The following is a 22,122-nucleotide window of genomic DNA, read 5'->3' as shown; positions in this document are numbered from 1 at the left end:
TAATCATATTGAATAGGGGTTGTTAATTTGAACGACAATCAAAAAGAATAATTCACTATTGAAATGGTTAATATTTTGTAAATAAAATGCTTGGCAAGCTAGAATGCAATACAAAATCTTCCACTAAGGTTTTGTCACCCCATTGTTGGGCTGCTTGGCATGCAGTATCGAGAGGGAATGTGTAATGACAGTGAAAACAAATGTGGATCGTAGTTTATTTGATGAAGTGATGGTGCCTTGTTATAGCCCAATGGACTTTATTCCAGTCAAAGGGCAAGGTTCTCGTGTCTGGGATCAGCAAGGTCGTGAATACATCGATTTTGCGGGGGGAATTGCGGTCAGTTGCTTAGGACACTGTCATCCAGTCATGGTTCAAGCATTAACTGAGCAAGCGAATAAGTTGTGGCATCTAAGCAATATTATGACCAATGAACCCGCTTTGCGCCTAGCGAAAAAGTTAACGGCTCTCAGCTTTGCTGAGAAGGTCTTTTTTGCTAATTCAGGAGCAGAAGCGAATGAAGCGGCACTGAAATTGGCTCGTCGTTATGCGGCGGATAATTTTGGTCCGGAAAAATCAGAAATCATCGCTTTTTACCAAGGGTTTCATGGTCGTACATTCTTCACGGTCACCGTCGGAGGGCAAGCGACATACTCTGATGGTTTTGGCCCAAAACCAGGCAATATTACTCATCTCCCTTATAATGATATTAGCGCGTTACAAGCACAGATTTCCGATCGTACCTGTGCGGTGATGATGGAGCCATTACAAGGAGAAGGGGGCATTGTTTCACCTTCGGCGGAGTTTGCTCAAGCTGTACGTGATCTATGTGATAAACATAATGCATTACTGATTTTTGATGAAGTTCAAACGGGCAATGGACGTACGGGAGATTTTTATGCCTACCAAGGTATTGGTGTGACACCTGATATTCTCAGTACGGCAAAATCGCTTGGGGGGGGCTTTCCCATTGGCGCAATGTTGACGACCGATAAGTTGGCAAAACATTTAAGTGTTGGTACGCATGGTTCCACTTATGGCGGAAACCCATTAGCGTGTGCTGTGGCAGAAGCGGTAGTGGATATCGTGAGTCAGCCTGAAACTTTAGCTGGTGTGACGGAACGCGGAGAGTGGATTCGTCAAGGGTTAGCGAAAATTAACGATAAATATCAAGTTTTTAAAGAGATTCGCGGGAAAGGCCTATTGGTTGGTGCTGAGCTTAATGAGCAATGGCAAGGTCGAGCAAGAGAGATTCTTGTCGCAGCAGGTCAGCAAGGTTTGATGATTTTAGTGGCGGGAGCCAGTGTGATACGCATTACCCCATCTTTGATTATTAGCCAGCAAGAGATAGAACTCGGTTTGGAAAAATTGGATCAAGCGATTGCTTCACTGGTTTAAATAGTTTGATTCGTCAGCGCCCACCACCATGGAGTTGGTGGGTGTGCCTCTAGGTTTCATCTCTACCTAGATTCTTTATGCATCGGGAGGGGATATTGATGCTAATTATTCGCCCAATTGCTATCTCAGACTACGATGCTCTACATACCTGTGCGGTAGAGTCCGGTTATGGTTTTACCTCATTGCCCGTTAATCAAGAATTACTGACAAAACGTATCGAACACTCAGAATACAGCTTCTCGAAAGCTGAAGTGTCACATCCGAGTGATGAAGGCTATTTGATGGTAGGAGTGGATTCAGAGACCGGCGAGGTGGTGGGGACGACTGGAATTGAAGCTGCCGTTGGTTGGGACCGCCCGAGTTACTCCTACCACATTAGCACCATTGTCCATTCATCCCATAAGCTAGGGGTGCACAATACGGTTAAGCTATTAACGTTTGGTAATAACTACACTGGGTGCACCGAGATCTGTACTTTGTTCCTGCGTGAACCATACCGTCAAGGCTCTAATGGCCGTTTATTATCGAAAAGCCGTTTTTTAATGATGGCGGAACACTCTGAACGCTTTTCCCCCATCATTTTTGCAGAAATGCGTGGAGTGTCGGATGCGAAGGGTAACTCCCCTTTCTGGCAGTGGTTGCAACAGCATTTTTTCTCGATTGATTTCACCCTTGCTGACTATTTAACCGGTATTGGCAAAAAAGGCTTTATTGCGGATTTGATGCCCAAACTGCCGATTTATATCAATTTGCTCAGTCCTGAAGCACAAGCGGTGATTGGGCAAGTACACGACAATACTCGTCCAGCATTAACCCTGCTTGAACAAGAAGGATTTACTTGTCGTAACTACGTTGACATTTTTGATGCGGGTCCAACGGTAGAGTGCGATTTACGTCATATTGAATCTGTGCGTCACTCTGTGCGTGCGCGGGTTGAGATTGCTCGCCATTCCAGTGGGCAAAACTATTTAATGTGTAATAGCACCTTTCAGAACTTTCGGGCCACTGCGGCTAAAGCGGCCTATAACCGAGAGCGCGAGGAAGTAGTTATTACTCCTGAAGTGGCGAAAGCGCTAGAGGTGGAACAAGGAGATTGGTTGCGAATTCTCGCGCAATAAAGAAAAAGGGGAAGGCTCATGACTCAGTGGATTGACGGACAATGGTGTGCAGGTGAAGGTGAAGCGTTTACCTCTCTCTGCCCATACAATGGTCAGGTGATTTGGCAAGGGCATTGCGCCAGCCAGAATCAAGTTGAACAAGCGATAACGGCAGCTCGTTCCGCTTTTATTGCTTGGAAGCACCGCCCTTATCATGAAAGAGAGAGCATTATCCTTGCCTTTGCGGATCTCGTTAAAGCCAACAGTGAGCATATTGCAGTGATCATTGCCAAAGAAACAGGAAAACCATTGTGGGAAGCGCGCACTGAGGCCGCTGCGATGGCGGGAAAAATTGTCATATCCATTCGGGCTTATCATGAACGTACCGGAGAGCAACACCGTGAAAGTGCGGAAAATCAGCTGGTATTACGCCATCGACCACTTGGTGTCATGGCAGTATTGGGGCCTTATAACCTTCCTGTTCACTTACCTAATGGGCATATTGTTCCAGCTTTGCTGGCGGGGAATAGCGTCGTATTTAAACCCTCAGAACAAACGCCTTGGTGTGGGGAATTGGCGGCGAAGCTTTGGCAAGAAGCGGGATTGCCCGAGGGTGTGCTTAACCTTGTGCAAGGAGGCAAAGAGACGGGCATTGCGCTCGCAAGCTCTGCCAATATTGATGGGTTACTGTTTACAGGGAGTGCCAAAACTGGGCATCAGTTGCATCGCCAGTTGGCTGGCCAACCTGAGAAAATGTTGGCATTAGAAATGGGCGGTAATAACCCGCTGGTGGTATCGAAGCAGTATGGTGACATGGATGCCACGGTTTATGCCATTATTCAGTCTGCATTTATCAGTGCAGGGCAGCGCTGTACTTGCGCTCGTCGCTTGTATCTTCCGGCTGATGAATCGGGTGACCAACTGTTAGCAAAATTGGTGAATACCACCGCTAAATTAATCGTTGATGAGCCGTTTGCCGATCCCGCTCCTTTTATGGGGCCGCAAATCTCGGTTGTTGCAGCAGACGCAATCATACAAGCGCAGGAACATTTATGTTCACTTGGAGCTAAGCCATTATTGGCGGCTCAGCTCTCTCATTTTGCTTTTGTTACTCCCGCCATTCTTGATGTGACGGATATCGATAATTTACCCGATGAAGAATATTTTGGTCCATTACTGCAAGTAATCCGTTATCAGACGTTCGAGCAGGCGGTTACATTCGCTAACCAGACTCGCTTTGGCTTATCTGCTGGCCTTATCTCTACCGATGATAAAGAGTGGCACTATTTTCTTGACCACATTCGCGCTGGAATTGTGAACCATAACCGCCCTCTGACTGGAGCCAGTGGCGATGCACCTTTTGGTGGGCCTGGGGCTTCTGGAAATTTGCGTCCCAGTGCTTATTATGCGGCGGATTACTGCGCTTATCCTATGGCCTCAATGGAAGGAGCCAGCACACAATTACCTACGACTTTATTGCCCGGAATTGATCTGGCGTGTTAAACGAGTGAATGATGGGATGATATAAGGAGGTATTATGACCGCTGAACAATTATTTCAATCATTATGGAGCGATTACACTTCGCGGCTTTGCCCTTCAGCAGAGAAAGTGCATCAACTGCTGCAAGAGGGACCTCCTCTCATTAATGACCATATTGCTCTGCGAACGTTTAATCTCGCTCCGCTTCCGTTAGCAAAGTTGGCTGAACCCTTTTTATCGCTGGGCTATCAAGCGGCTGGTAATTATTCGTTTCCCAGTAAAAAACTGCGGGCTCAGCATTTTGAACATCCCGATCCTCTACAACCTAAGGTGTTCATTAGCGAGCTTAAGGTGTCAGAGTGCTCCACGGTTTTACAACGCATTGTGACTAAGTTGGTCAAACAAGTGGCGCTAAGCCCACGAATTCACCATGACTTCTTATATTCTGGCCGTCTTTGGGATATCAGTTATGCCGATTATTTAACTTTAGCTCAAGAGAGTGAATATGCGGCTTGGGTGGCTGCGCATGGCTATGGGGCAAACCATTTTACCGTGAGTATCAATTCGCTCAGTGCGTTTGATGATGTGAAAGCAATCAATGATTACTTACGCCACGTGGGGTTTTCTATCAATGACAGTGGTGGTGAAGTGAAAGGTTCCCCAGCGGTGCTGCTTGAGCAGTCATCCACCATGGCCGATCTTGTCCCCGTTGAATTTAGTGATCGGTGTGAGAGGGTTCCTGGGGGATTTTATGAGTTTGCCAAACGTTACCCAATGGAAAATGGGCTGTTATATCAAGGTTTTGTTGCCGCTTCAGCCGATAAAATTTTTGAAAGTACGAATAGAAAATAAGCCCAAATAAAAAAGCTACTTTAGAATGGCTAAAGTAGCTTTTGTGAGGTTTGTCGGTGAGTAACGATTAACGAGTACCGTAAACTACAATCGTTTTACCGTGTGCTGAAATTAAGTTTTGCTCTTCAAGCATTTTCAAAATGCGACCCACGGTTTCACGTGAACAACCCACGATTTGACCAATTTCCTGACGAGTGATTTTGATTTGCATCCCATCGGGATGAGTCATTGCATCAGGTTGTTTTGCTAAGTTGAGAAGCGTCTGCGCAATACGACCAGTCACGTCTAGGAACGCAAGGTCTCCAACTTTTTGGCTGGTTACTTGCAGGCGACGTGCCATTTGACCAGACAAACGCATGAGAATATCTGGGTTAACTTGAATAAGCTGGCGGAATTTTTTAAATGAGATTTCCGCCACTTCACAAGGCGATTTAGCTCGAACCCAAGCAGTACGCTCTTGATCTTCTTCAAATAAGCCCAGTTCTCCGATGAAGTCACCTTGGTTAAGGTAGGAAAGAATCATCTCTTTACCTTCTTCATCTTTGATCAGTACAGCCACTGAACCTTTGACTATGTAGTACAAGGTTTCTGCCTTCTCACCCGCATGAATCAGCGTGCTTTTTGAAGGGTACTTATGAATATGACAATGTGAAAGAAACCACTCTAGTGTTGGATCGGTTTGAGGTTTACCTAGAACCATAATATCTCACTTCCTCTGCAGGGTACGCTCGCTGCTGTCCGTATTGTAGCGAAGCCTTAATGGACTAACTAGAATAAGAGGACTTCCTAATTGCTGCAAGCTATCTTGTGTTCGGTATGGAATAGTATCCTTTTTCTAATGCGATTTCTTGATTTTAATCGTGTCAAACCATGGATAATCTAAGCAAAAGTGTGCACATGATCACGGTATGAAAAGTAATCGTCATTAGTACGGAATTATTAACCGATTTTCCCAGATTCGATCAACTGTTGTAATAGTGGCCGAACAATTAACTCCATGGCAAAACTCATTTTTCCACCAGGTATGACAATGGTGTTGTGGCGGGACATAAATGAGCCATCAATCATGGCTAAGAGATAAGGGTAGTCGACATTTTTGATTCCCCGAAGCCGAATCACAACAAAGCTTTCATCTAAGCTAGGAATACCTTTGGCGTTGAGTGGGTTAGAAGTATCGACGGTCGGAACGCGCTGAAAGTTAATATGTGTACGCGAAAATTGTGGGGTGATGTAATTGAGATAGTCGTCCATGGAACGGACGATAGAATCCATCACAGCTTCCCGTGAATGGCCTCTGTCTCGGGTATCTCGAACGTATTTTTGGATCCATTCTAGGTTGACGATCGGTACCATGCCTATCAAAAAATCAACATGCTGTGCAACATTGATTTCTCCATCCACGACTCCACCATGCAGCCCTTCATAAAACAGCACATCTGTCTCTTCAGGCAGTTGTTGCCACGGGGTAAATGTGCCTGGCATTTGATTATAAGGGACGGCTTCATCAAATGTATGCAGATAGCGACGAATCTGACCCGTGCCTGATTTACCATACTCTCGAAAAAATTCTTGTAGAGCCGGAAAGTCATTCGCTTGTGGGCCAAAATAACTGATGTGTCGGCCTTGTTCACGGGCTTTACGAATTTCGATATCCATTTCTGGGCGAGTAAAGCGGTGAAAACTATCACCTTCAACCCAAGCGGGTTTAATGTCCATCATATTGAACATTTTTCGAAATGCTTCTGATGTCGTGGTGGTCCCAGCTCCTGAGGAGCCAGTAACGGCAATAATAGGGTATTTCGCTGACATGACAAACCTTGTCTATAAATCCTCAACGGGTCACGCTGACCGTGTTGTTAGTTTTCACTATATCATGGAAAATTCGCCGCAGAAAATGGCATTTTTATGCTCAATTAACGAAGTTTGCTTTTGATATCGATGGTTTCATGTAATTCTGAGTAGACGATCACAGCCTCACCAGCGTGAAGCTGGGCTTTCACTTGTTCAATTTTATCTTGCAGGCTAACTTCGGCTTCACCGTAATCTGTCCCTTCTCGTAATACAAATTCTCGGATCAAGTTTTCCAGCGTGTCGTTGGCGATCTGTTGCCAAGGTACGATCATAAATACCTCATCTATTTTATGTTCGAAGGTGAATCGTTCACCCACCGTTTAAAGATGATAAAACCGATCAACGGTGAGTGTAGTGGTAAGACAAACTAAGCGGTTTGCAACCCTGCATAGTAGGCTGGGAGGGCTTTTTCTAACCAAAATTCAGGTTTCGTTAAACTACCGGATAAAAAGCCGACATGGCCGCCTTTGGCAAATAATCGGTAATCAATATTGCTGGGGAGTACAAATTTCGGGATCACGGCATCGGTCATGAAAGGATCATCTTTTGCATGGATGATTTGGGTTGGTACTCGTATTTCTTTCAGTCTGTGTATGCCAGAGCAGCGTTGATAGTAATCTTGTGCATTTTTAAAACCATGCAATGGTGCCGTAATGAGTTCGTCAAATTCATACAGCTTGGTGACGCGTTTAATACTGTGATAAGAGAGCCCTAGCTCGCCTTTGAGCAAATGGTGTTTTTTTAAGGCATTGTGTTTTAACGATGAGAGCAAATAGCGGCGATAAAGCTTAGAAAAACCTTGTTCAATACGTTGTGAGCAAGCGGTTAAATCTAAGGGAGCGGAGATGACTGTTGCTGCGGTAACGATGGGGTCTGCTCGATAATCAGCAAGGTAATTGATCAACATATTACCCCCTAAGGATACGCCAGCAGCGACAATGGTTTGTTGTGGAAACTGTTGGCGTAAATATTCGAGTACCCATCGTGCATCTTCGGTTTCTCCGGAGTGGTAAGCTCGAGCTAAGTGATTAGGTTTCCCACTGCAGCCTCGAAAATGCATCATCACGGAAAGCCAGCCTTGCTTGGCAAACGCATCCATTAATCCGTTAGCATAAGGGCTATAAAAGCATCCCTCCAAACCGTGAAACAGAATAAAAATGGGTTTATTTTTCGCTTCTTTTGTTTCAGGATCTTCACTCCAAGCGAGGTCGAGAAAATCACCATCGGGGGTATCGAGTGTTTGCCAGATGGGTTCGAACAGTGCTTTTTTCCGAATGAGACGAGGGAGCAGTGTTTGTAAGTGTGGATTTTGTAAACCACTGGCAGCAACGAAGTGAGGCATAATTTCACCCTGAAGTATTATTTATTGGTAAGTATATACCTAAGTGATATTTCCTTCCTACCGGAAGCGATGGTGAGCGAGCTAAGCTTTAGTCAATGTGGAAATGGAGGGTAAAAATATTTCGCTAAGGCATTGAGCTCCGAGCTGTTGGCAATAGTGGGTGGTGAGCGGGCGCTCAGTTTGGGGGGTGAGAGGCCATTGTTCAAGACAGCCGATAAGATCGGCTTGTTGCTGCCTTTCTATCTGTAATTCAAATTGTAGTGCTTCTCGATACAGGGTATCTGGCAGGTGAGATTTTAGTTTACGGCGAAGATCTCGGTAATGTTCAATTAGACTTTCAGTGCGCGCTAACGCATCAGCAATGGTTGCCCAACCTTGTTCTGGAAAGGTCAGTTGCTGCTCGTCTAACCATTTGAGCAGCAAAAGCAAATTCACATTCCCATGGAACCGATTTTGTAGGCATAAGCACGCTTCTTTGACCTCTCTAACACTGTAATAACGTAAGCTAAATTGCCATAGGCTTTCCAGGGTGGGTAAAGGGGGGGCGTGCGTATCATTCATTGACTGTTGAACTCCTGTTCCATCTGTTCCAGATTTTCCTGTTCGGTCATCCATTCACTTTCAATTTGCTCTAACTCAGATTTACTGCTGGCTTGAGTGGCGATCACTTCTGTCAGTTTAGCCTTATTTTCTGCTTCATACAGTGACGTATCGGATAAGGTGAGTTCCGCTTGAGCAAGAATGGTAGTTAACCTATCCATTTTTTCTTCAAGTTGTGTCAGTTTTTTGCGAATTGGCGCGGTTTGTTTACGAAAATCAGCTTCTCGACGTTTTTGCTCTTTTTTGGCTGCAGCACTGTTGCCGTTGTCTTTATTGGGTTGAGTGGTTTGGGCATCTTTACGTGCCGCTTTTTGCTGTTCGGTCAGCCATTTATAGTAATCGGTTAGATCGCCATCAAAAGGAGCCACTTGTTTATCGTGTACTAAATAGAGATCGTCGGTGGTGGCTCGCAGTAAATAGCGGTCGTGGCTGACGATCACCATCGCTCCTTCAAAGCTTTGTAAAGCGAGAGTGAGAGCTTGGCGCATATCCAAATCGAGGTGGTTGGTTGGTTCATCAAGTAGTAGTAGGTTCGGTTTTTGCCACACCACTAATGCCAGTACCAAACGTGCTTTTTCGCCACCGGAAAAAGGACCGACATTTTCTAATGCTTTATCCCCATTGAACCCAAAACTACCGAGATAATTGCGCAGTTCCAATTCGGTTTTATCGGGGGCAAGTTGCATCATATGCTGTAGAGGTGTTTCTTCTGGGTGCAAGGTTTCTAATTGATGCTGGGCAAAGTAACCAATTTTTACCCCTTGAGAATAAGTCAGATCACCCCCTTGTGCTTTTAATTCACTGGATAGCAGTTTTATTAGGGTCGATTTTCCCGCGCCGTTACGGCCAAGCAGACCAATTCGGCTACCAGGCACTAAGTTAAGTCTAATTTTCTCAAGAATAAGATGGTTTTCGTAACCCGCACTGACATTATCCATCATTAATATTGGGTTAGGTAAGGCACTTGGTTCTCGGAATTCAAAGCTGAAAGGGTTATCAAACTGTGCTGGTAGCACTTTTTCCATTTTTTCTAGCGCTTTAATTCGGCTTTGGGCTTGGCGTGCTTTAGACGCTTTATAGCGAAAACGGTCAATATAGCTCTGCATGTGAGCCATCTGTTTTTGTTGTTTTTGAAATTGTGCTTGTTGCTGTATCAGCTTTTGAGCACGTTGTACTTCAAAAGAGGAATAGTTACCGGTGTATTCATTTAACTGCTGGTTTTCGATATGAATAATACGATTAATTATCGGATCCAGAAAATCGCGGTCATGAGAAATTAATATCAATGTACCAGGGTAACTTTGTAGCCAGCGTTCTAACCACATCACGGCATCTAAGTCTAAGTGGTTAGTGGGCTCGTCGAGCAGAAGTAAATCGGAGCGACAAATGAGAGCTTGAGCCAAGTTAAGGCGCATACGCCAGCCACCAGAAAATTGAGTGAGGTTCCAACTCATCTGTTCTTGGCTAAAGCCCAGCCCATCGAGTAATTCGGAGGCTCGGGCTTTAATACTATAGCCTCCAATGGTTTCGATTTGTCCGTGTAGCTCAGCAACCCGTGTGCCATTGTCTATTTGTTCTGCTTCAGTGAGCTGTTTTTCTAGCTGGCGGTATTCTCTATCCCCATCAATCACATACTCTAAGGCTTGTCGTTCGAGTGCGGGCGTTTCTTGGGCGACCCAAGCCAGTTCCCAATGTGCAGGTAGGCTAAACGATCCCGCATCAATGGACAATTCCTCTTTTATTAAAGCGAATAATGTTGATTTACCGCAGCCATTTTTCCCGACTAAGCCGACTTTGTCGCCGGGATGAATGGTGGCTGAGGCTTGGTCAAGCAGAGGCTTTCCGCCGCGAAGTAATTGAATGTCAGAGAAGGTAATCATAATAAATCGTATCTGTTTAGCCGTGAGTGTGTCGCCGCGAATAGTAGGGGCAATAGGGATAAATGTCGATCATTATACAAATTACGTTATGATGCTTATAGTTTGTTAATAAAACGGAACCATTTATGGTTCGTATTTGTTAATAGTGGAGTTATGGCCTTTATTTAAGTCCTTAACTTTGCGGTTTGTCTGATTATCTCAGGGAGTCAAGGAATGACGAACGATCCCTCTTCTAAACATAAACCAAATATTTTAGTGATTTATGCCCACCCCGATCCGGATCACTCTGTGGCGAATAAGGTGATGATTGACCATATTTCGACATTACCGCATGTCACGCTTTTGGATCTTTATGCCACTTATCCTGATTTCTTTATTGATGTTAACCGAGAGCATCAGCGGTTGCTTGATCATGATGTGATTGTCTTTCAGCACCCTCTCTACCTTTATTCATGCCCAGCTTTGCTAAAAGAGTGGATGGATACGGTTTTGGGGAAAGGTTTTGCTTTTGGGCCAGAGAGCGCATTGCAGGGTAAATATTGGCGCAGTGTGATCACCGTCGGAGGGCAGCAAGAGGCCTTTAGTGAACAAGGATATAATCGTTATCCGTTGAATGACATATTACAACCTTTCGAACTGACGGCCGCGTTGTGTCGTATGCATTGGTTAGATCCATTAGTGCTTTATTGGGCGAGAAATATCAGCGCAGAAGAGCGTCAGCAGCATGCAGAACGCTATTTTCTTTGGCTGAAAGGATTGGTTACCAATGGATGATTTTTTGACCAATGTCGCCGTTTTCTTAACAGCGGCGGTGGTGGCGGTACCGATTGCGCAGCGGTTAGGGCTTGGCGCGATTTTAGGCTATTTATTGGCAGGGATTGTGATTGGCCCTTGGGGGCTTAAGCTAATTACCGATGTTAATGCCATTTTGCGTTTTGCTGAATTTGGGGTGGTGTTATTACTGTTTTTAATTGGCCTCTCACTGAACCCTCACCGGTTATGGCAAATGCGTGGGGCTCTCATTGGCCTCGGTGGTTCACAAATGCTGTTGACCAGTGCCGTGTTGAGTTCTGCTCTGATACTGTATGGGGTAAGTTGGCAAGCGAGTGTGGTGGTTGGATTATTGCTGGCCCAATCTTCCACGGCGATTGCTTTACGAACGATAGATGAGATGCGTTTAACGCTCAGTGATACAGGGCGAGTCGTTTTTGCTGTTTCTCTTTTTCAAGATTTAGCCGTTATTCCCACACTAGCGTTGTTGTCTTTGTTGGCTGGCTCGACCATCGGAGATGGTTGGCAATTTGTCTGGATGATCAGTGCCATTACCGCTTTACTGGTGGTGGGGCACTTTGCCTTACAACCCTTGTTTCGCTGGATCGTTAATAGCCAAGTCAGAGAGTTATTTACCGTTGCCGCCTTATTACTGGTTATCTCTATTGCCTTACTCATGGATACTTTAGGCTTATCAATGGCATTAGGCGCTTTTCTAGCGGGAGTCTTGCTGGCTGAAAGTGAATTTAGGCATGAGTTGAGTGTCACGATTGAACCTTTTAAGGGATTATTACTTGGCCTGTTTTTTATTGCTGTGGGGATGTCTGTTGATATTGATTTACTCACAGAACGCTGGGCAACGATAACCTTGGCGGTGATGGCTTTGATTAGTATAAAAATGGCCATCATGTATGGATTAGTAAAAGTGGCCCAGATTCGATCTAAAGCCCGAAGTCGCAGTGCGTTACTGTTAAGCCAAGGTGGCGAAATTGGCTTTGTTATCTTGACGGCAGCAAGTGATGAACAATTGATCTCTTCCCAGCAATCAGCTCTGCTTATTCTTGTCATCAGTGTATCTATGATGACGACCCCATTTTTACTTAAACTACAAAGCATTTGGTATAGTCGCACATTGAATAATGAAGAGGAAAAGTTGGATGAGAGCTTTGAAAAGCAAAGCCCACAGGTGATCATCGCAGGTTTTGGACGTTTTGGGCAGATTGTTGGACGGTTAATGTACGCCAATAAAATTAAAATCACCGTATTAGAAAGTGATGCGAGCCAAATAAAATTACTGAGGAAATACGGTTATAAGGTGTTTTATGGTGATGCGACTCATCTTGAGTTATTGCGCTCTGCTGGCGCAGAACAAGCACAAGCGATCGTGATCTGCACGGATGAGCCCGATGAAGTGATGCGAATCGCGGAGTTATGCCAACAACATTTTCCGCAGTTGAGAATCTTAGCACGAGCCCGCAGCCGAGTTGAAGCTTATCAATTACTTAATCAAGGCATTCACGGTTACTCAAGAGAAACCTTCTTAGGAGCATTAGATTTAGGGCGTCAAGTATTGACGGAACTGGGTATGCATCCCTACCAAGCGAAACGTGCGGAAGCACATTTTCGCCGTTTAGATACTTCGATGCTGAAAGAGTTATTACCTCAGCATAATGATGACAAAGCATTAGCCCTGCGTACCAAAGAGGCAAGAAAAGAACTAGAAGAAATTTTTGGCCGAGAAATGGCCAATGATCGTCAAACCCGAGATGATTGGATTAAAAAGTAGGACCCAAACATGAAAGAAAAAAAACGCTTTATTGCGGGAGCAAGTTGCCCGAACTGTCACATGCAAGACACTCTTCGCTGGTGGATAGACAATAATATTGAGCTGGTTGAATGTGTGGAATGCCATTATAGCGAGCAGCGAAAACCTCAATCTGTTGAACAAACACCTCACGCTGATGAACAAATGATCGGGATTTTTAAGCCAGAATAATTGAGTTTCTGCGTATAATCCCCATAATAGTGGCTAGCTCAATCTTTTCTTTGCTGAGAGATGAGAAGAACCAAACCAACCTCCTTGGAGCCGTTATGAAAATTGAAAAAAACGTGGTTGTTAGCATAGCCTATCAAGTTAAACTCGAAGATGGCATTGTGGTAGACCAATCCACAGCGGAAGCCCCGCTGGAGTACCTACATGGTCACAACAACCTAATCACAGGCCTTGAGCGTGAATTAGAAGGTAAAGTTGCCGGTGATAAATTCAGCGCAACGGTGGCTCCTGAAGACGCTTACGGTGAGCACAGCGACGAGCTAGTTCAGCGTGTTCCTGCCGAAGTATTCCAAGGTGTCGATGAAATTGAAGTTGGTATGCGTTTCTTAGCTGATACTGATCAAGGCCCTATTCCGGTTGAAATTACTGAAGTTGATGGTGATGAAGTGGTGGTTGATGGTAACCACATGCTTGCAGGCCACACCTTGACTTTTGATGTCGAAGTTGTTGCGCTACGTGAAGCGACGGACGATGAAATTGCCCATGGTCATATTCACCAAGCTGGCGGTTGTGGCCACGACCACGATCATGACCATGACCATGAAGGCGGATGCTGTGGCGGTGAAGGTCATGGACATCATCACGGTGAGAAAGATGGCTGTTGTGGTGGTGGACACTGCGGCTCTCACTAATGTAGAGCTATTGTTCATGCCTCTTGCATGTGAACATACGTAATAACTGAATGTAAAAGCGTTAATTACTAGGGTGATTAACGCTTTATTTTTTGTATCCACAGGTATGTAGAACAAGGATTCATGAGGATGAACTAAACGGTGAGTTTCTCATTGCTTCACTCCGTTACCGTGGTTCTTTGAACTCGGTAGGAATACGTTTAAAAAATGACTGCAAGGAAGGAGATTCGGTGCTAGAATCCTTTTTTAACTAGCAATCAGACTTGGAAAGATGGGAAATAACGTTGTCGTTCTAGGCACCCAATGGGGTGACGAAGGTAAAGGTAAGATCGTAGACCTTTTAACAGAAGATGCTAACTATGTCGTTCGCTACCAAGGTGGTCATAACGCCGGGCATACTCTGGTTATCGACGGTGAAAAAACCGTTCTTCATTTAATTCCATCCGGTATTCTCCGTAATAATGTGAAATGTATCATCGGTAATGGTGTTGTACTTTCACCGGATGCACTTATCAAGGAAATGAAGCCTCTCGAAGAGCGTGGTATTCCCGTTCGTGAACGCCTTTTCATTTCTGAAGCTTGTCCATTAATTCTCCCTTATCATATTGCACTTGACCAAGCACGCGAAACCGCTCGTGGTAAAAAAGCCATCGGTACTACGGGGCGTGGTATTGGCCCTGCTTATGAAGATAAAGTCGCTCGCCGGGGTTTACGAGTCGGTGACCTTTTCAATATGGTGTCTTTCGCTGAAAAACTGAAAGAAGTGATGGAATTCCACAACTTCCAGCTTGAGCATTTCTATAAAGCAGAACCCGTCAGCTATGATGATGTGCTTGCTCAAGTTGAAGGCTATGCTGAGCTATTGACCTCTCTGGTCATTGACGTGACCGATGAATTAGATGCCGCTCGTAAGCGTGGTGATAAGATCATGTTTGAAGGTGCTCAGGGTACTTTGCTTGATATCGACCATGGTACTTATCCTTATGTAACTTCTTCGAACACGACGGCTGGTGGTGTTGCTGCCGGTTCTGGTTTTGGCCCTCGTCATTTAGGCTATATTCTTGGAATTGCGAAAGCTTACTGTACTCGTGTTGGTGCGGGTCCGTTCCCAACAGAGTTAGAGGACGAAGTGGGTAACCATTTGGGGACTAAAGGCCATGAATTTGGTGCAACAACAGGCCGTAAACGTCGTTGTGGTTGGTTTGATGCCGTGGCGATGCGCCGCGCCATTCAAATTAACTCAGTAACGGGATTTTGTTTAACTAAGCTTGATGTATTGGATGGCTTGGATGAACTAAAAATTTGCACTGGTTATCAAATGCCAGACGGTTCTGTTGCGCAGGTTTCGCCAATGGCTGCTGACGCTTTTGACGCTGTGAGCCCAATTTATGAAACCATGCCCGGTTGGTCAGAAAACACCTTTGGTGCAAAATCATTAGCAGACCTTCCTCAAGCCGCTCTCAATTATATTAAGCGTATTGAAGAGTTGACGGGTGTACCTATCGATATTATCTCGACTGGCCCAGATCGTAATGAAACGATTATTAAAGTGCATCCGTTTAGCGTGTAACACTTTGTTGAAAAAGAAAAAGCCGGCTAAAAAAGCCGGCTTTTTTTATTAGTGTCAGCCATGCTTTTTATTGAGTGGCAAAAATTTGCCACTAATAGGCAATTTTTTCTAAAGCCTGCAATCTGCCGGCCGATATAGGAATCAAACCGAGCCTTTGCGCATTGCCGCGCTATACTGTTATGGCTATCGGAATTAACCAAGAGTGCATGTATGAAGCTACGTACGGTAGCCACTTCATTATTATTCGCATTACACTCTGCATTCAGTCACGCCAACGTGGCGGATGTCGGAGAACCTGTGCCGATTTATTCTGAAGCTGAGCTGATCAAACTGATTGAACAAAATAAACATTTAACACGTGTCAAAGCGGATAATTGTCAGTTAGTTGAGGATATTGTTGCCCGAGCGACACGTATCAGCCTGCCTGCTTATGAATTTCTGTATGGTGATATGCTAGCTTGGGGTGTTTGCGTTGAACAGGACGTCGAACTTGGCTTGTACTATATGGAAAATGCGGCTCACCAAGGATTACCTACGGCACTTGAGCAGCTTGGCCGTTACTATTCTCGAGGCACCTTGGTGCAACAAGACAAGGAACGCGCAATTCCTTATCTGAGAGAAGCGGCAGCGATGGGAAATTTGAATGCGCGTATTCACCTCGCAGAGCTATTACTGCGTGATCATGGAAGCCCGTTAGATTACGAAGATGCTTATCGTTGGTTGTATAACTCAGTGACCGCAGATCAACGAACTCACCACCGAATTGCCTTGTTAAGACAAGGGTTAGAGCTGCGAATGCCGGAAAATATTATTGCACGCGCGAAGCGTCGAGGCAGCTTTTGGTAAATAACGCTTGTTTAATCGCATACACTTCTCTATGATCCTGTCACTTACCCCAACAAAGTTGTGCGGTAAGTGATAGATTTAGATAATGAATATTTCAAGCCTATCTTATTATTTCCTACTCAGCGCTTTAGCGCTCGCTTTACCACTTTCTCCAACATTTCGTCATCATACAACACGACTAACTTTCTTGTGATTATAGTGACAACTTGATTCCGGTCACGTAATGCATAAAGTTGTTATGCTTCTGCCGGTTGGGATTAGCTATTAAGCTTAAGAACGCAGTAGGATATACTTTATGTACCTTCCTAGAAAAGCAGGTCTGCCTATGTCTGATACTACCCATACTGATCCGTTTGCGGATCGCGAAGCCGATAACTACGAGAATCCCATCCCGAGTCGTGAATATATTTTAGAATTTCTTACTCAAGCGAATGTTCCTATGAATCGCAATGATTTATTTGAAGCGCTTGAGCTTAAGGGTGAAGAACAATACGAAGGCTTACGCCGTCGCCTGCGTGCGATGGAACGTGATGGCCAGCTGGTTTTTACCCGTCGTCAATGTTATGCCTTACCTGAAAAGCTTGAAATGGTGAAAGGGTCTGTCATCGGTCACAAAGATGGACATGGTTGGGTTCGCCCAGAAGGTAGCCTTAATAAAGAAAACGATATCCTGCTACCTCATCATCAAATGCGTACTCTTATCCATGGTGATTTTGTCTTAGTTCAACCAACGGGTACCGATAAACGAGGTAGAAAAGAAGGGCGGTTAGTTCGTATTCTTGAAGAGCGTAATACTCAGATCGTTGGCCGATTTTTCTTTGAACATGGCTATTCATATGTTGTTCCTGACGATTCTCGTATCCATAAAGATATTTTAATTCCTAACGAGCTACGTGAAGGGGCTCGGATGGGGAATGTTGTGGTGATTGAAATTACCGATCGTGGCTCACGCAGCCGAGGAATGATGGGAAAAGTCGTGGAAGTGCTCGGTGAAAATATGGCACCAGGTATGGAAACCCAAATTGCTATCCGTACTCACCAGATCCCCCACGAGTGGCCCGAAGAGGTGCTTAAACAGGTTGAAAACCTCAGTGAAGAGGTGCCTGAAGAAGCCAAACAAGGGCGTGTAGACTTACGTGACTTACCCTTGGTAACGATTGATGGCGAAGATGCGCGAGATTTTGATGATGCCGTCTATTGTGAAGCGAAAAAGGGGGGAGGTTGGCGCTTATGGGTTGCCATTGCTGATGTCAGTTATTACGTTCGCCCTGATAGTGCGCTAGATAAAGAAGCAATCAATCGAGGTAACTCGGTTTACTTCCCTTCACAAGTTGTACCTATGCTTCCAGAGGTTCTTTCCAACGGGTTGTGTTCACTTAACCCACAAGTGGATCGTCTATGCATGGTCTGTGAAATGACGATCTCAGATACCGGAAAGCTCTCGGGGTATAAACATTATGAAGCCGTTATGAATTCACATGCTCGGCTCACCTACACCAAAGTCCACGAGATTTTGCAAGGGGATGAAGAGCTACGTGAGCGTTACCAAGAGGTAGTGCCTCACCTTGAAGAGCTCCATAACATGTATACCGTACTTAAAGATGCAAGAGACCAACGAGGGGCAATTGAGTTTGAAACGGTTGAAACCAAATTCATCTTTAATGCTCAACGTAAGATTGAAAGCATTGAACCTGTCATTCGTAATGAGGCTCATAAGCTGATTGAAGAATGTATGATCATGGCCAATATTGCTTCCGCTTCTTTGGTTGAAAAAGCCAAAGAGCCTGCTCTTTTCCGAGTTCACGAATCTCCGGGTGAAGAGCGCTTAATGGGCTTTAGAGATTTCTTAGGTGAACTTGGCTTAGACTTGGGTGGTGGCCTCGAACCATCCCCTACCGATTACGCAAACTTAATGAAGCAAATTGGTGAGCGGCAAGATAAAGAACTCATTCAAACCATGCTGCTGCGCTCAATGAAACAAGCGGTATACAACGCTGATAATGCAGGGCACTTTGGCCTAGCTTTGAAACGTTATGCGCATTTTACGTCACCGATTCGTCGCTACCCAGATCTGCTGCTTCACCGTGCTATCAAATATCTGATCGCGAAGCAAGAAGGACGTAACCAAGATCGTTGGACGCCTACAGGGGGATATCACTATTCCTTTGATGATATGGACTACTATGGTGAACAATGTTCGACGACCGAGCGTCGGGCTGATGATGCAACTCGTGAAGTATCTGATTGGCTCAAATGTGAGTATATGCAAGATCATGTTGGAGAAGAGCTAGAAGGGGTGATTGCTAATGTCACAGGCTTTGGCTTCTTTGTTCGATTAACCGAACTGCATATTGATGGTCTTGTCCATATCTCTACACTGGCGAACGATTACTACCAATTTGATCCGATTGGCCAACGATTAATTGGTGAGTCTTTTGGGCATATTTATCGATTGGGTGATGCTGTTAAGGTCAAAGTGTTATCGGTTAATCTGGATGATAGACAAATTGATTTTGAATTAATCGAGACAAGTCGTAAGCTACGCGGCGAGGGTAAAACTGCCAAAAAACGTGCAGTGGAAGCGAAAGCTAAAGCAAAAGGGAAAAAAGCAGCGGCTACTCGTGGTGCAAAAGCGGTTCCGATGATAGAGCCAGTGAAACGTCCAGATGAAAAAGAAACGGGCAAGAGCCAGAAAGGAAAACGGGCCAAACCGGATAAATCTCGTAAAGCTAAATCAGGCCCTAAAACGGCCAAAAGTCGCTCGAAATCGAAATAGGTAAGTCATGAGTAACGAATTAATTTATGGTATTCACTCGGTCAGCGCTGTCATGCAGCGCGACCCTGCGCGTATCATCGAAGCGTATGTATTAAAAGGTCGACAAGATGACAGGTTACTGCCTGTATTAAATGAATTATTACGCTTAGGTGTGTCCATTCAGGAGATGGGGCGAAAAACGTTAGATGACAAAGCACAAGGGGCGAATCATCAAGGTGTGATTGCCAAAGTTCGACCAGCAAAAGCGCTCAATGAACATGACTTAGAGGAGATTCTTAGTCAACATGAACAGCCTTTGCTATTAGTGCTTGATGGGGTGACCGACCCACATAACTTGGGGGCTTGTTTACGTAATGCTGATGCCGCAGGCGTTGCTGCAGTAATTGTCCCTAAAGACAAATCTGCTCCAATGACGGCAACTGTTAGTAAAGTGGCATGTGGCGCAGCCGAAACTGTCCCTTTAGTTCGTGTGACAAACTTGGCTCGTACAATGCGTGCATTGCAAGAACTAGGCGTTTGGTTTGTGGGAACCGCGGGTGAAGCGACCCATGATATCTATCAAAGCAAATTGACAGGGCCATTAGCGATTGTAATGGGAGCGGAAGGAGATGGCATGCGCCGTTTAACGCGTGAAACCTGTGATGATTTGATTAAAATCCCAATGGCAGGCAGTGTATCGAGCCTCAATGTCTCTGTTGCCACTGGCATTTGCTTGTTTGAAGCGGTTCGTCAGCGCAATATCAAATAATAAATAGGAAGGCCAAGCACACAATCCTTTGGCCTTCTTCTTACTTCTGTTCGTTTATTTTTCAAACACCCCTTGCAAGAGAATCTGTGATCTGTATAATGCAGCCCCACTGGTTAAGCCAGTTGTGAACCAATGAGCAGCGAGGAGCAAGCTTGTGGTAACGCAAGTGAGGTAACGTATACTCAGCTTATGTTCGCAGTTAATATGATTAGCTTTGGTTAATTTAATTAGCTGACAATGTGCCCAATCCGGGTACTACGGTTTCACATAAATCAATCGGCATTCACCCGCTTTAGCAGGTTCGAATGGCGATATTGTTTGTGTAATTTTTACTTATTGGAGCTCTGTCTCATGCAGAACCAACGCATCCGTATCCGCCTTAAAGCTTTCGATTATAAACTGATCGATGCTTCTACTGCGGAAATCGTTGAAACAGCTAAGCGTACCGGCGCACAGGTTCGTGGTCCAATCCCACTACCTACTCGTAAAGAGCGTTTCACTGTTCTTATCTCTCCACACGTAAACAAAGATGCACGTGACCAGTACGAAATTCGTACTCACAAGCGTCTGATCGACATCGTTGAACCCACTGACAAGACTGTAGATGCATTAATGCGTCTTGATCTTGCTGCTGGTGTTGATGTGCAAATCAGCCTAGGTTAAGGGAGATTAGAAGAATGATTGGTCTAGTCGGACGTAAAGTGGGTATGACCCGCGTATTTACTGAAGAAGGCGTTTCTATCCCAGTAACTGTTGTTGAGGTTGAAGCGAACCGTGTTTCTCAAGTGAAAACTCTTGAGACTGACGGCTATGCTGCAATCCAAGTAACTGCTGGTGCTAAGAAAGCTAGCCGCGTAACTAAACCAGAAGCAGGTCACTTTGCGAAAGCAGGTGTTGAAGCTGGTCGCGGTCTTTGGGAATTCCGTTTAGAAAACGGCGAAGAGTTCGAAGTTGGTGCTGAACTAACGGTTGAACTGTTCAACGAAATTAAGAAAGTAGACGTTACTGGTACATCGAAGGGTAAAGGCTTCCAAGGTGCTGTTAAGCGCTGGAACTTCCGCACTCAAGATATGACTCACGGTAACTCTTTGTCTCACCGTGCACCGGGTTCAATTGGCCAATGTCAAACTCCAGGTCGCGTATTTAAAGGCAAAAAAATGGCAGGTCACATGGGTGCTGAGCGTGTAACGACTCAAAACCTAGAGATCGTACGTGTTGACGCTGAGCGCAATCTGCTTCTTATTAAAGGTGCAGTCCCAGGTGCAACTGGCGCTAACGTGATCGTCAAACCAGCTGTTAAAGCATAACGTCTAGGAGTAAGTAATGGAATTGATGGTTAAAGGTGCTAACGCACTAACTGTTTCCGAAACTACTTTCGGACGTGAGTTCAACGAAGCTCTTGTACACCAAGTAGTTGTTGCTTATGCAGCAGGTGCTCGTCAAGGTACTCGTGCTCAAAAGACACGTTCAGAAGTTTCTGGCGGTGGCGCTAAGCCATGGCGTCAAAAAGGTACTGGCCGTGCACGTGCTGGTACAATCCGTAGCCCAATCTGGCGTACAGGTGGTGTTACTTTTGCTGCGAAACCACAAGATCACAGCGTTAAAGTAAACAAAAAAATGTACCGTGGTGCTATGAAAAGCATTCTTTCTGAGCTTGTTCGTCAAGAGCGTTTAATCGTTGTTGATAACTTCTCAGTTGAAGCACCAAAAACAAAAGAGCTAGTAGCTAAGCTTAAAGAACTTGAGCTTAACGATGTTCTTATCGTTACTGGCGAAGTAGACGAAAATCTATTCTTAGCTGCTCGTAACCTATACAAAGTTGACGTGCGTGACGTTGCTGGTATTGATCCAGTTAGCCTCATCGCATTTGACAAGGTTCTAATGACTGCTGCTGCAGTTAAGCAAGTTGAGGAGATGCTGGCATGATCCGTGAAGAGCGTCTACTAAAAGTTCTACGTGCACCGCACATCTCTGAAAAAGCAACCATGGCTGCTGAAAAAGCGAACACTATCGTTTTTAAAGTAGCAAAAGATGCCACTAAAAAAGAGATCAAAGCAGCTGTAGAAAAGCTATTTGAAGTTGAAGTTAAGTCTGTAAATACTCTTATTCTTAAGGGTAAGACCAAGCGTCAAGGTCTACGCCAAGGCCGTCGTTCAGACGTGAAGAAAGCGTACGTTACTTTGAAAGAAGGTCAAGATCTTGACTTTGTTGGCGGCGCGGAATAACAG

22 protein-coding genes are annotated in these 22,122 nt (G+C 45.0%); 16 read left to right on the top strand and 6 right to left on the bottom strand.

Features of this window, described 5'->3' with window-relative positions:
* The first annotated feature begins 184 nt into the window (after window positions 1-184).
* The 4 genes from EXA13_RS08370 to EXA13_RS08355 all read left to right on the top strand — a co-directional run bounded on the left by EXA13_RS08370 (window position 185) and on the right by EXA13_RS08355 (window position 4,825).
* Window positions 185-1,396, top strand: coding sequence for an aspartate aminotransferase family protein (locus EXA13_RS08370; RefSeq protein WP_238132768.1), 1,212 nt, complete (start codon window positions 185-187; stop codon window positions 1,394-1,396).
* Window positions 1,397-1,494: 98 nt separating this feature from the next.
* Window positions 1,495-2,514, top strand: coding sequence for an arginine N-succinyltransferase (gene astA, locus EXA13_RS08365; RefSeq protein ID WP_238132767.1), 1,020 nt, complete (start codon window positions 1,495-1,497; stop codon window positions 2,512-2,514).
* An 18-nt stretch (window positions 2,515-2,532) separates the two neighbouring features.
* Window positions 2,533-3,996: a succinylglutamate-semialdehyde dehydrogenase gene (gene astD, locus EXA13_RS08360; RefSeq protein ID WP_238132766.1), complete on the top strand. Its 1,464-nt coding sequence runs from the start codon at window positions 2,533-2,535 to the stop codon at window positions 3,994-3,996.
* A 34-nt stretch (window positions 3,997-4,030) separates the two neighbouring features.
* Entirely contained in the window at window positions 4,031-4,825 is a 795-nt protein-coding gene (locus EXA13_RS08355) for a DUF1338 domain-containing protein (protein WP_238132765.1), read from the top strand.
* 67 nt (window positions 4,826-4,892) lie between these two features.
* Here the strand turns inward: EXA13_RS08355 and crp are convergent, their stop codons facing one another.
* The 6 genes from crp to EXA13_RS08325 all read right to left on the bottom strand — a co-directional run bounded on the left by crp (window position 4,893) and on the right by EXA13_RS08325 (window position 10,498).
* Window positions 4,893-5,525, bottom strand: a complete 633-nt coding sequence (crp, locus tag EXA13_RS08350; protein WP_004394497.1) for a cAMP-activated global transcriptional regulator CRP — start codon at window positions 5,523-5,525, stop codon at window positions 4,893-4,895.
* A gap of 239 nt (window positions 5,526-5,764) precedes the next feature.
* Window positions 5,765-6,634, bottom strand: coding sequence for a phosphoribulokinase (locus tag EXA13_RS08345; protein WP_238132764.1), 870 nt, complete (start codon window positions 6,632-6,634; stop codon window positions 5,765-5,767).
* A 104-nt stretch (window positions 6,635-6,738) separates the two neighbouring features.
* Window positions 6,739-6,948 carry a YheU family protein gene (locus tag EXA13_RS08340; RefSeq protein WP_238132763.1) on the bottom strand — a complete coding sequence of 70 codons (210 nt, stop codon included), beginning with the start codon at window positions 6,946-6,948 and terminating at the stop codon, window positions 6,739-6,741.
* A 95-nt stretch (window positions 6,949-7,043) separates the two neighbouring features.
* A complete protein-coding gene (locus tag EXA13_RS08335; RefSeq protein ID WP_238132762.1) occupies window positions 7,044-8,018 on the bottom strand; it encodes a hydrolase in 975 nt (324 codons plus the stop codon).
* A gap of 81 nt (window positions 8,019-8,099) precedes the next feature.
* Window positions 8,100-8,579 (bottom strand): TIGR02444 family protein, encoded by a 480-nt coding sequence (locus tag EXA13_RS08330; RefSeq protein ID WP_238132761.1) that lies wholly within the window; start codon window positions 8,577-8,579, stop codon window positions 8,100-8,102.
* Window positions 8,576-10,498, bottom strand: a complete 1,923-nt coding sequence (locus EXA13_RS08325; RefSeq protein ID WP_238132760.1) for an ABC transporter ATP-binding protein — start codon at window positions 10,496-10,498, stop codon at window positions 8,576-8,578. The genes EXA13_RS08330 and EXA13_RS08325 overlap by 4 nt, the downstream gene beginning before the upstream one ends.
* Before the next feature lie 213 nt (window positions 10,499-10,711).
* On the opposite strand from EXA13_RS08325, the gene kefG reads away from it, so the two are divergent.
* The 12 genes from kefG to rplW all read left to right on the top strand — a co-directional run bounded on the left by kefG (window position 10,712) and on the right by rplW (window position 22,119).
* Window positions 10,712-11,272, top strand: coding sequence for a glutathione-regulated potassium-efflux system ancillary protein KefG (gene kefG / locus EXA13_RS08320; RefSeq protein ID WP_238132759.1), 561 nt, complete (start codon window positions 10,712-10,714; stop codon window positions 11,270-11,272).
* Window positions 11,265-13,055 (top strand): glutathione-regulated potassium-efflux system protein KefB, encoded by a 1,791-nt coding sequence (gene kefB, locus EXA13_RS08315; RefSeq protein ID WP_238132758.1) that lies wholly within the window; start codon window positions 11,265-11,267, stop codon window positions 13,053-13,055. Before kefG ends, kefB begins: the two co-directional genes overlap by 8 nt.
* Before the next feature lie 9 nt (window positions 13,056-13,064).
* The gene (locus EXA13_RS08310; protein WP_238132757.1) at window positions 13,065-13,265 is read left to right on the top strand and encodes a YheV family putative zinc ribbon protein; all 201 of its coding nucleotides are present in this window, start codon (window positions 13,065-13,067) and stop codon (window positions 13,263-13,265) included.
* A 95-nt stretch (window positions 13,266-13,360) separates the two neighbouring features.
* Window positions 13,361-13,954: a peptidylprolyl isomerase gene (slyD, locus tag EXA13_RS08305; protein ID WP_238132756.1), complete on the top strand. Its 594-nt coding sequence runs from the start codon at window positions 13,361-13,363 to the stop codon at window positions 13,952-13,954.
* A gap of 271 nt (window positions 13,955-14,225) precedes the next feature.
* Window positions 14,226-15,524 (top strand): adenylosuccinate synthase, encoded by a 1,299-nt coding sequence (locus tag EXA13_RS08300; RefSeq protein WP_238132755.1) that lies wholly within the window; start codon window positions 14,226-14,228, stop codon window positions 15,522-15,524.
* A gap of 210 nt (window positions 15,525-15,734) precedes the next feature.
* Window positions 15,735-16,370, top strand: coding sequence for a flagellar protein MotX (motX, locus tag EXA13_RS08295; RefSeq protein ID WP_238132754.1), 636 nt, complete (start codon window positions 15,735-15,737; stop codon window positions 16,368-16,370).
* A 325-nt stretch (window positions 16,371-16,695) separates the two neighbouring features.
* Window positions 16,696-19,146, top strand: a complete 2,451-nt coding sequence (rnr, locus tag EXA13_RS08290) for a ribonuclease R (protein WP_238132879.1) — start codon at window positions 16,696-16,698, stop codon at window positions 19,144-19,146.
* Between the two features lie 7 nt (window positions 19,147-19,153).
* Entirely contained in the window at window positions 19,154-19,894 is a 741-nt protein-coding gene (gene rlmB / locus EXA13_RS08285) for a 23S rRNA (guanosine(2251)-2'-O)-methyltransferase RlmB (protein WP_238132753.1), read from the top strand.
* Window positions 19,895-20,245: 351 nt separating this feature from the next.
* Window positions 20,246-20,557, top strand: coding sequence for a 30S ribosomal protein S10 (gene rpsJ, locus EXA13_RS08280; protein ID WP_001181007.1), 312 nt, complete (start codon window positions 20,246-20,248; stop codon window positions 20,555-20,557).
* A 14-nt stretch (window positions 20,558-20,571) separates the two neighbouring features.
* Window positions 20,572-21,201, top strand: a complete 630-nt coding sequence (gene rplC / locus EXA13_RS08275) for a 50S ribosomal protein L3 (protein ID WP_238132752.1) — start codon at window positions 20,572-20,574, stop codon at window positions 21,199-21,201.
* Window positions 21,202-21,217: 16 nt separating this feature from the next.
* A complete protein-coding gene (gene rplD / locus EXA13_RS08270) occupies window positions 21,218-21,820 on the top strand; it encodes a 50S ribosomal protein L4 (RefSeq protein WP_078926691.1) in 603 nt (200 codons plus the stop codon).
* Window positions 21,817-22,119: a 50S ribosomal protein L23 gene (gene rplW / locus EXA13_RS08265; protein WP_004394523.1), complete on the top strand. Its 303-nt coding sequence runs from the start codon at window positions 21,817-21,819 to the stop codon at window positions 22,117-22,119. Before rplD ends, rplW begins: the two co-directional genes overlap by 4 nt.
* The last annotated feature ends 3 nt before the right edge of the window (window positions 22,120-22,122 follow it).

Source organism: Vibrio cincinnatiensis, assembly GCF_022113815.1.
Lineage (GTDB): Bacteria > Pseudomonadota > Gammaproteobacteria > Enterobacterales > Vibrionaceae > Vibrio > Vibrio cincinnatiensis_A.
The sequence above is the reverse complement of the archived record's forward strand: the minus strand, read 5'-3'. Positions and strand labels throughout refer to the sequence as shown.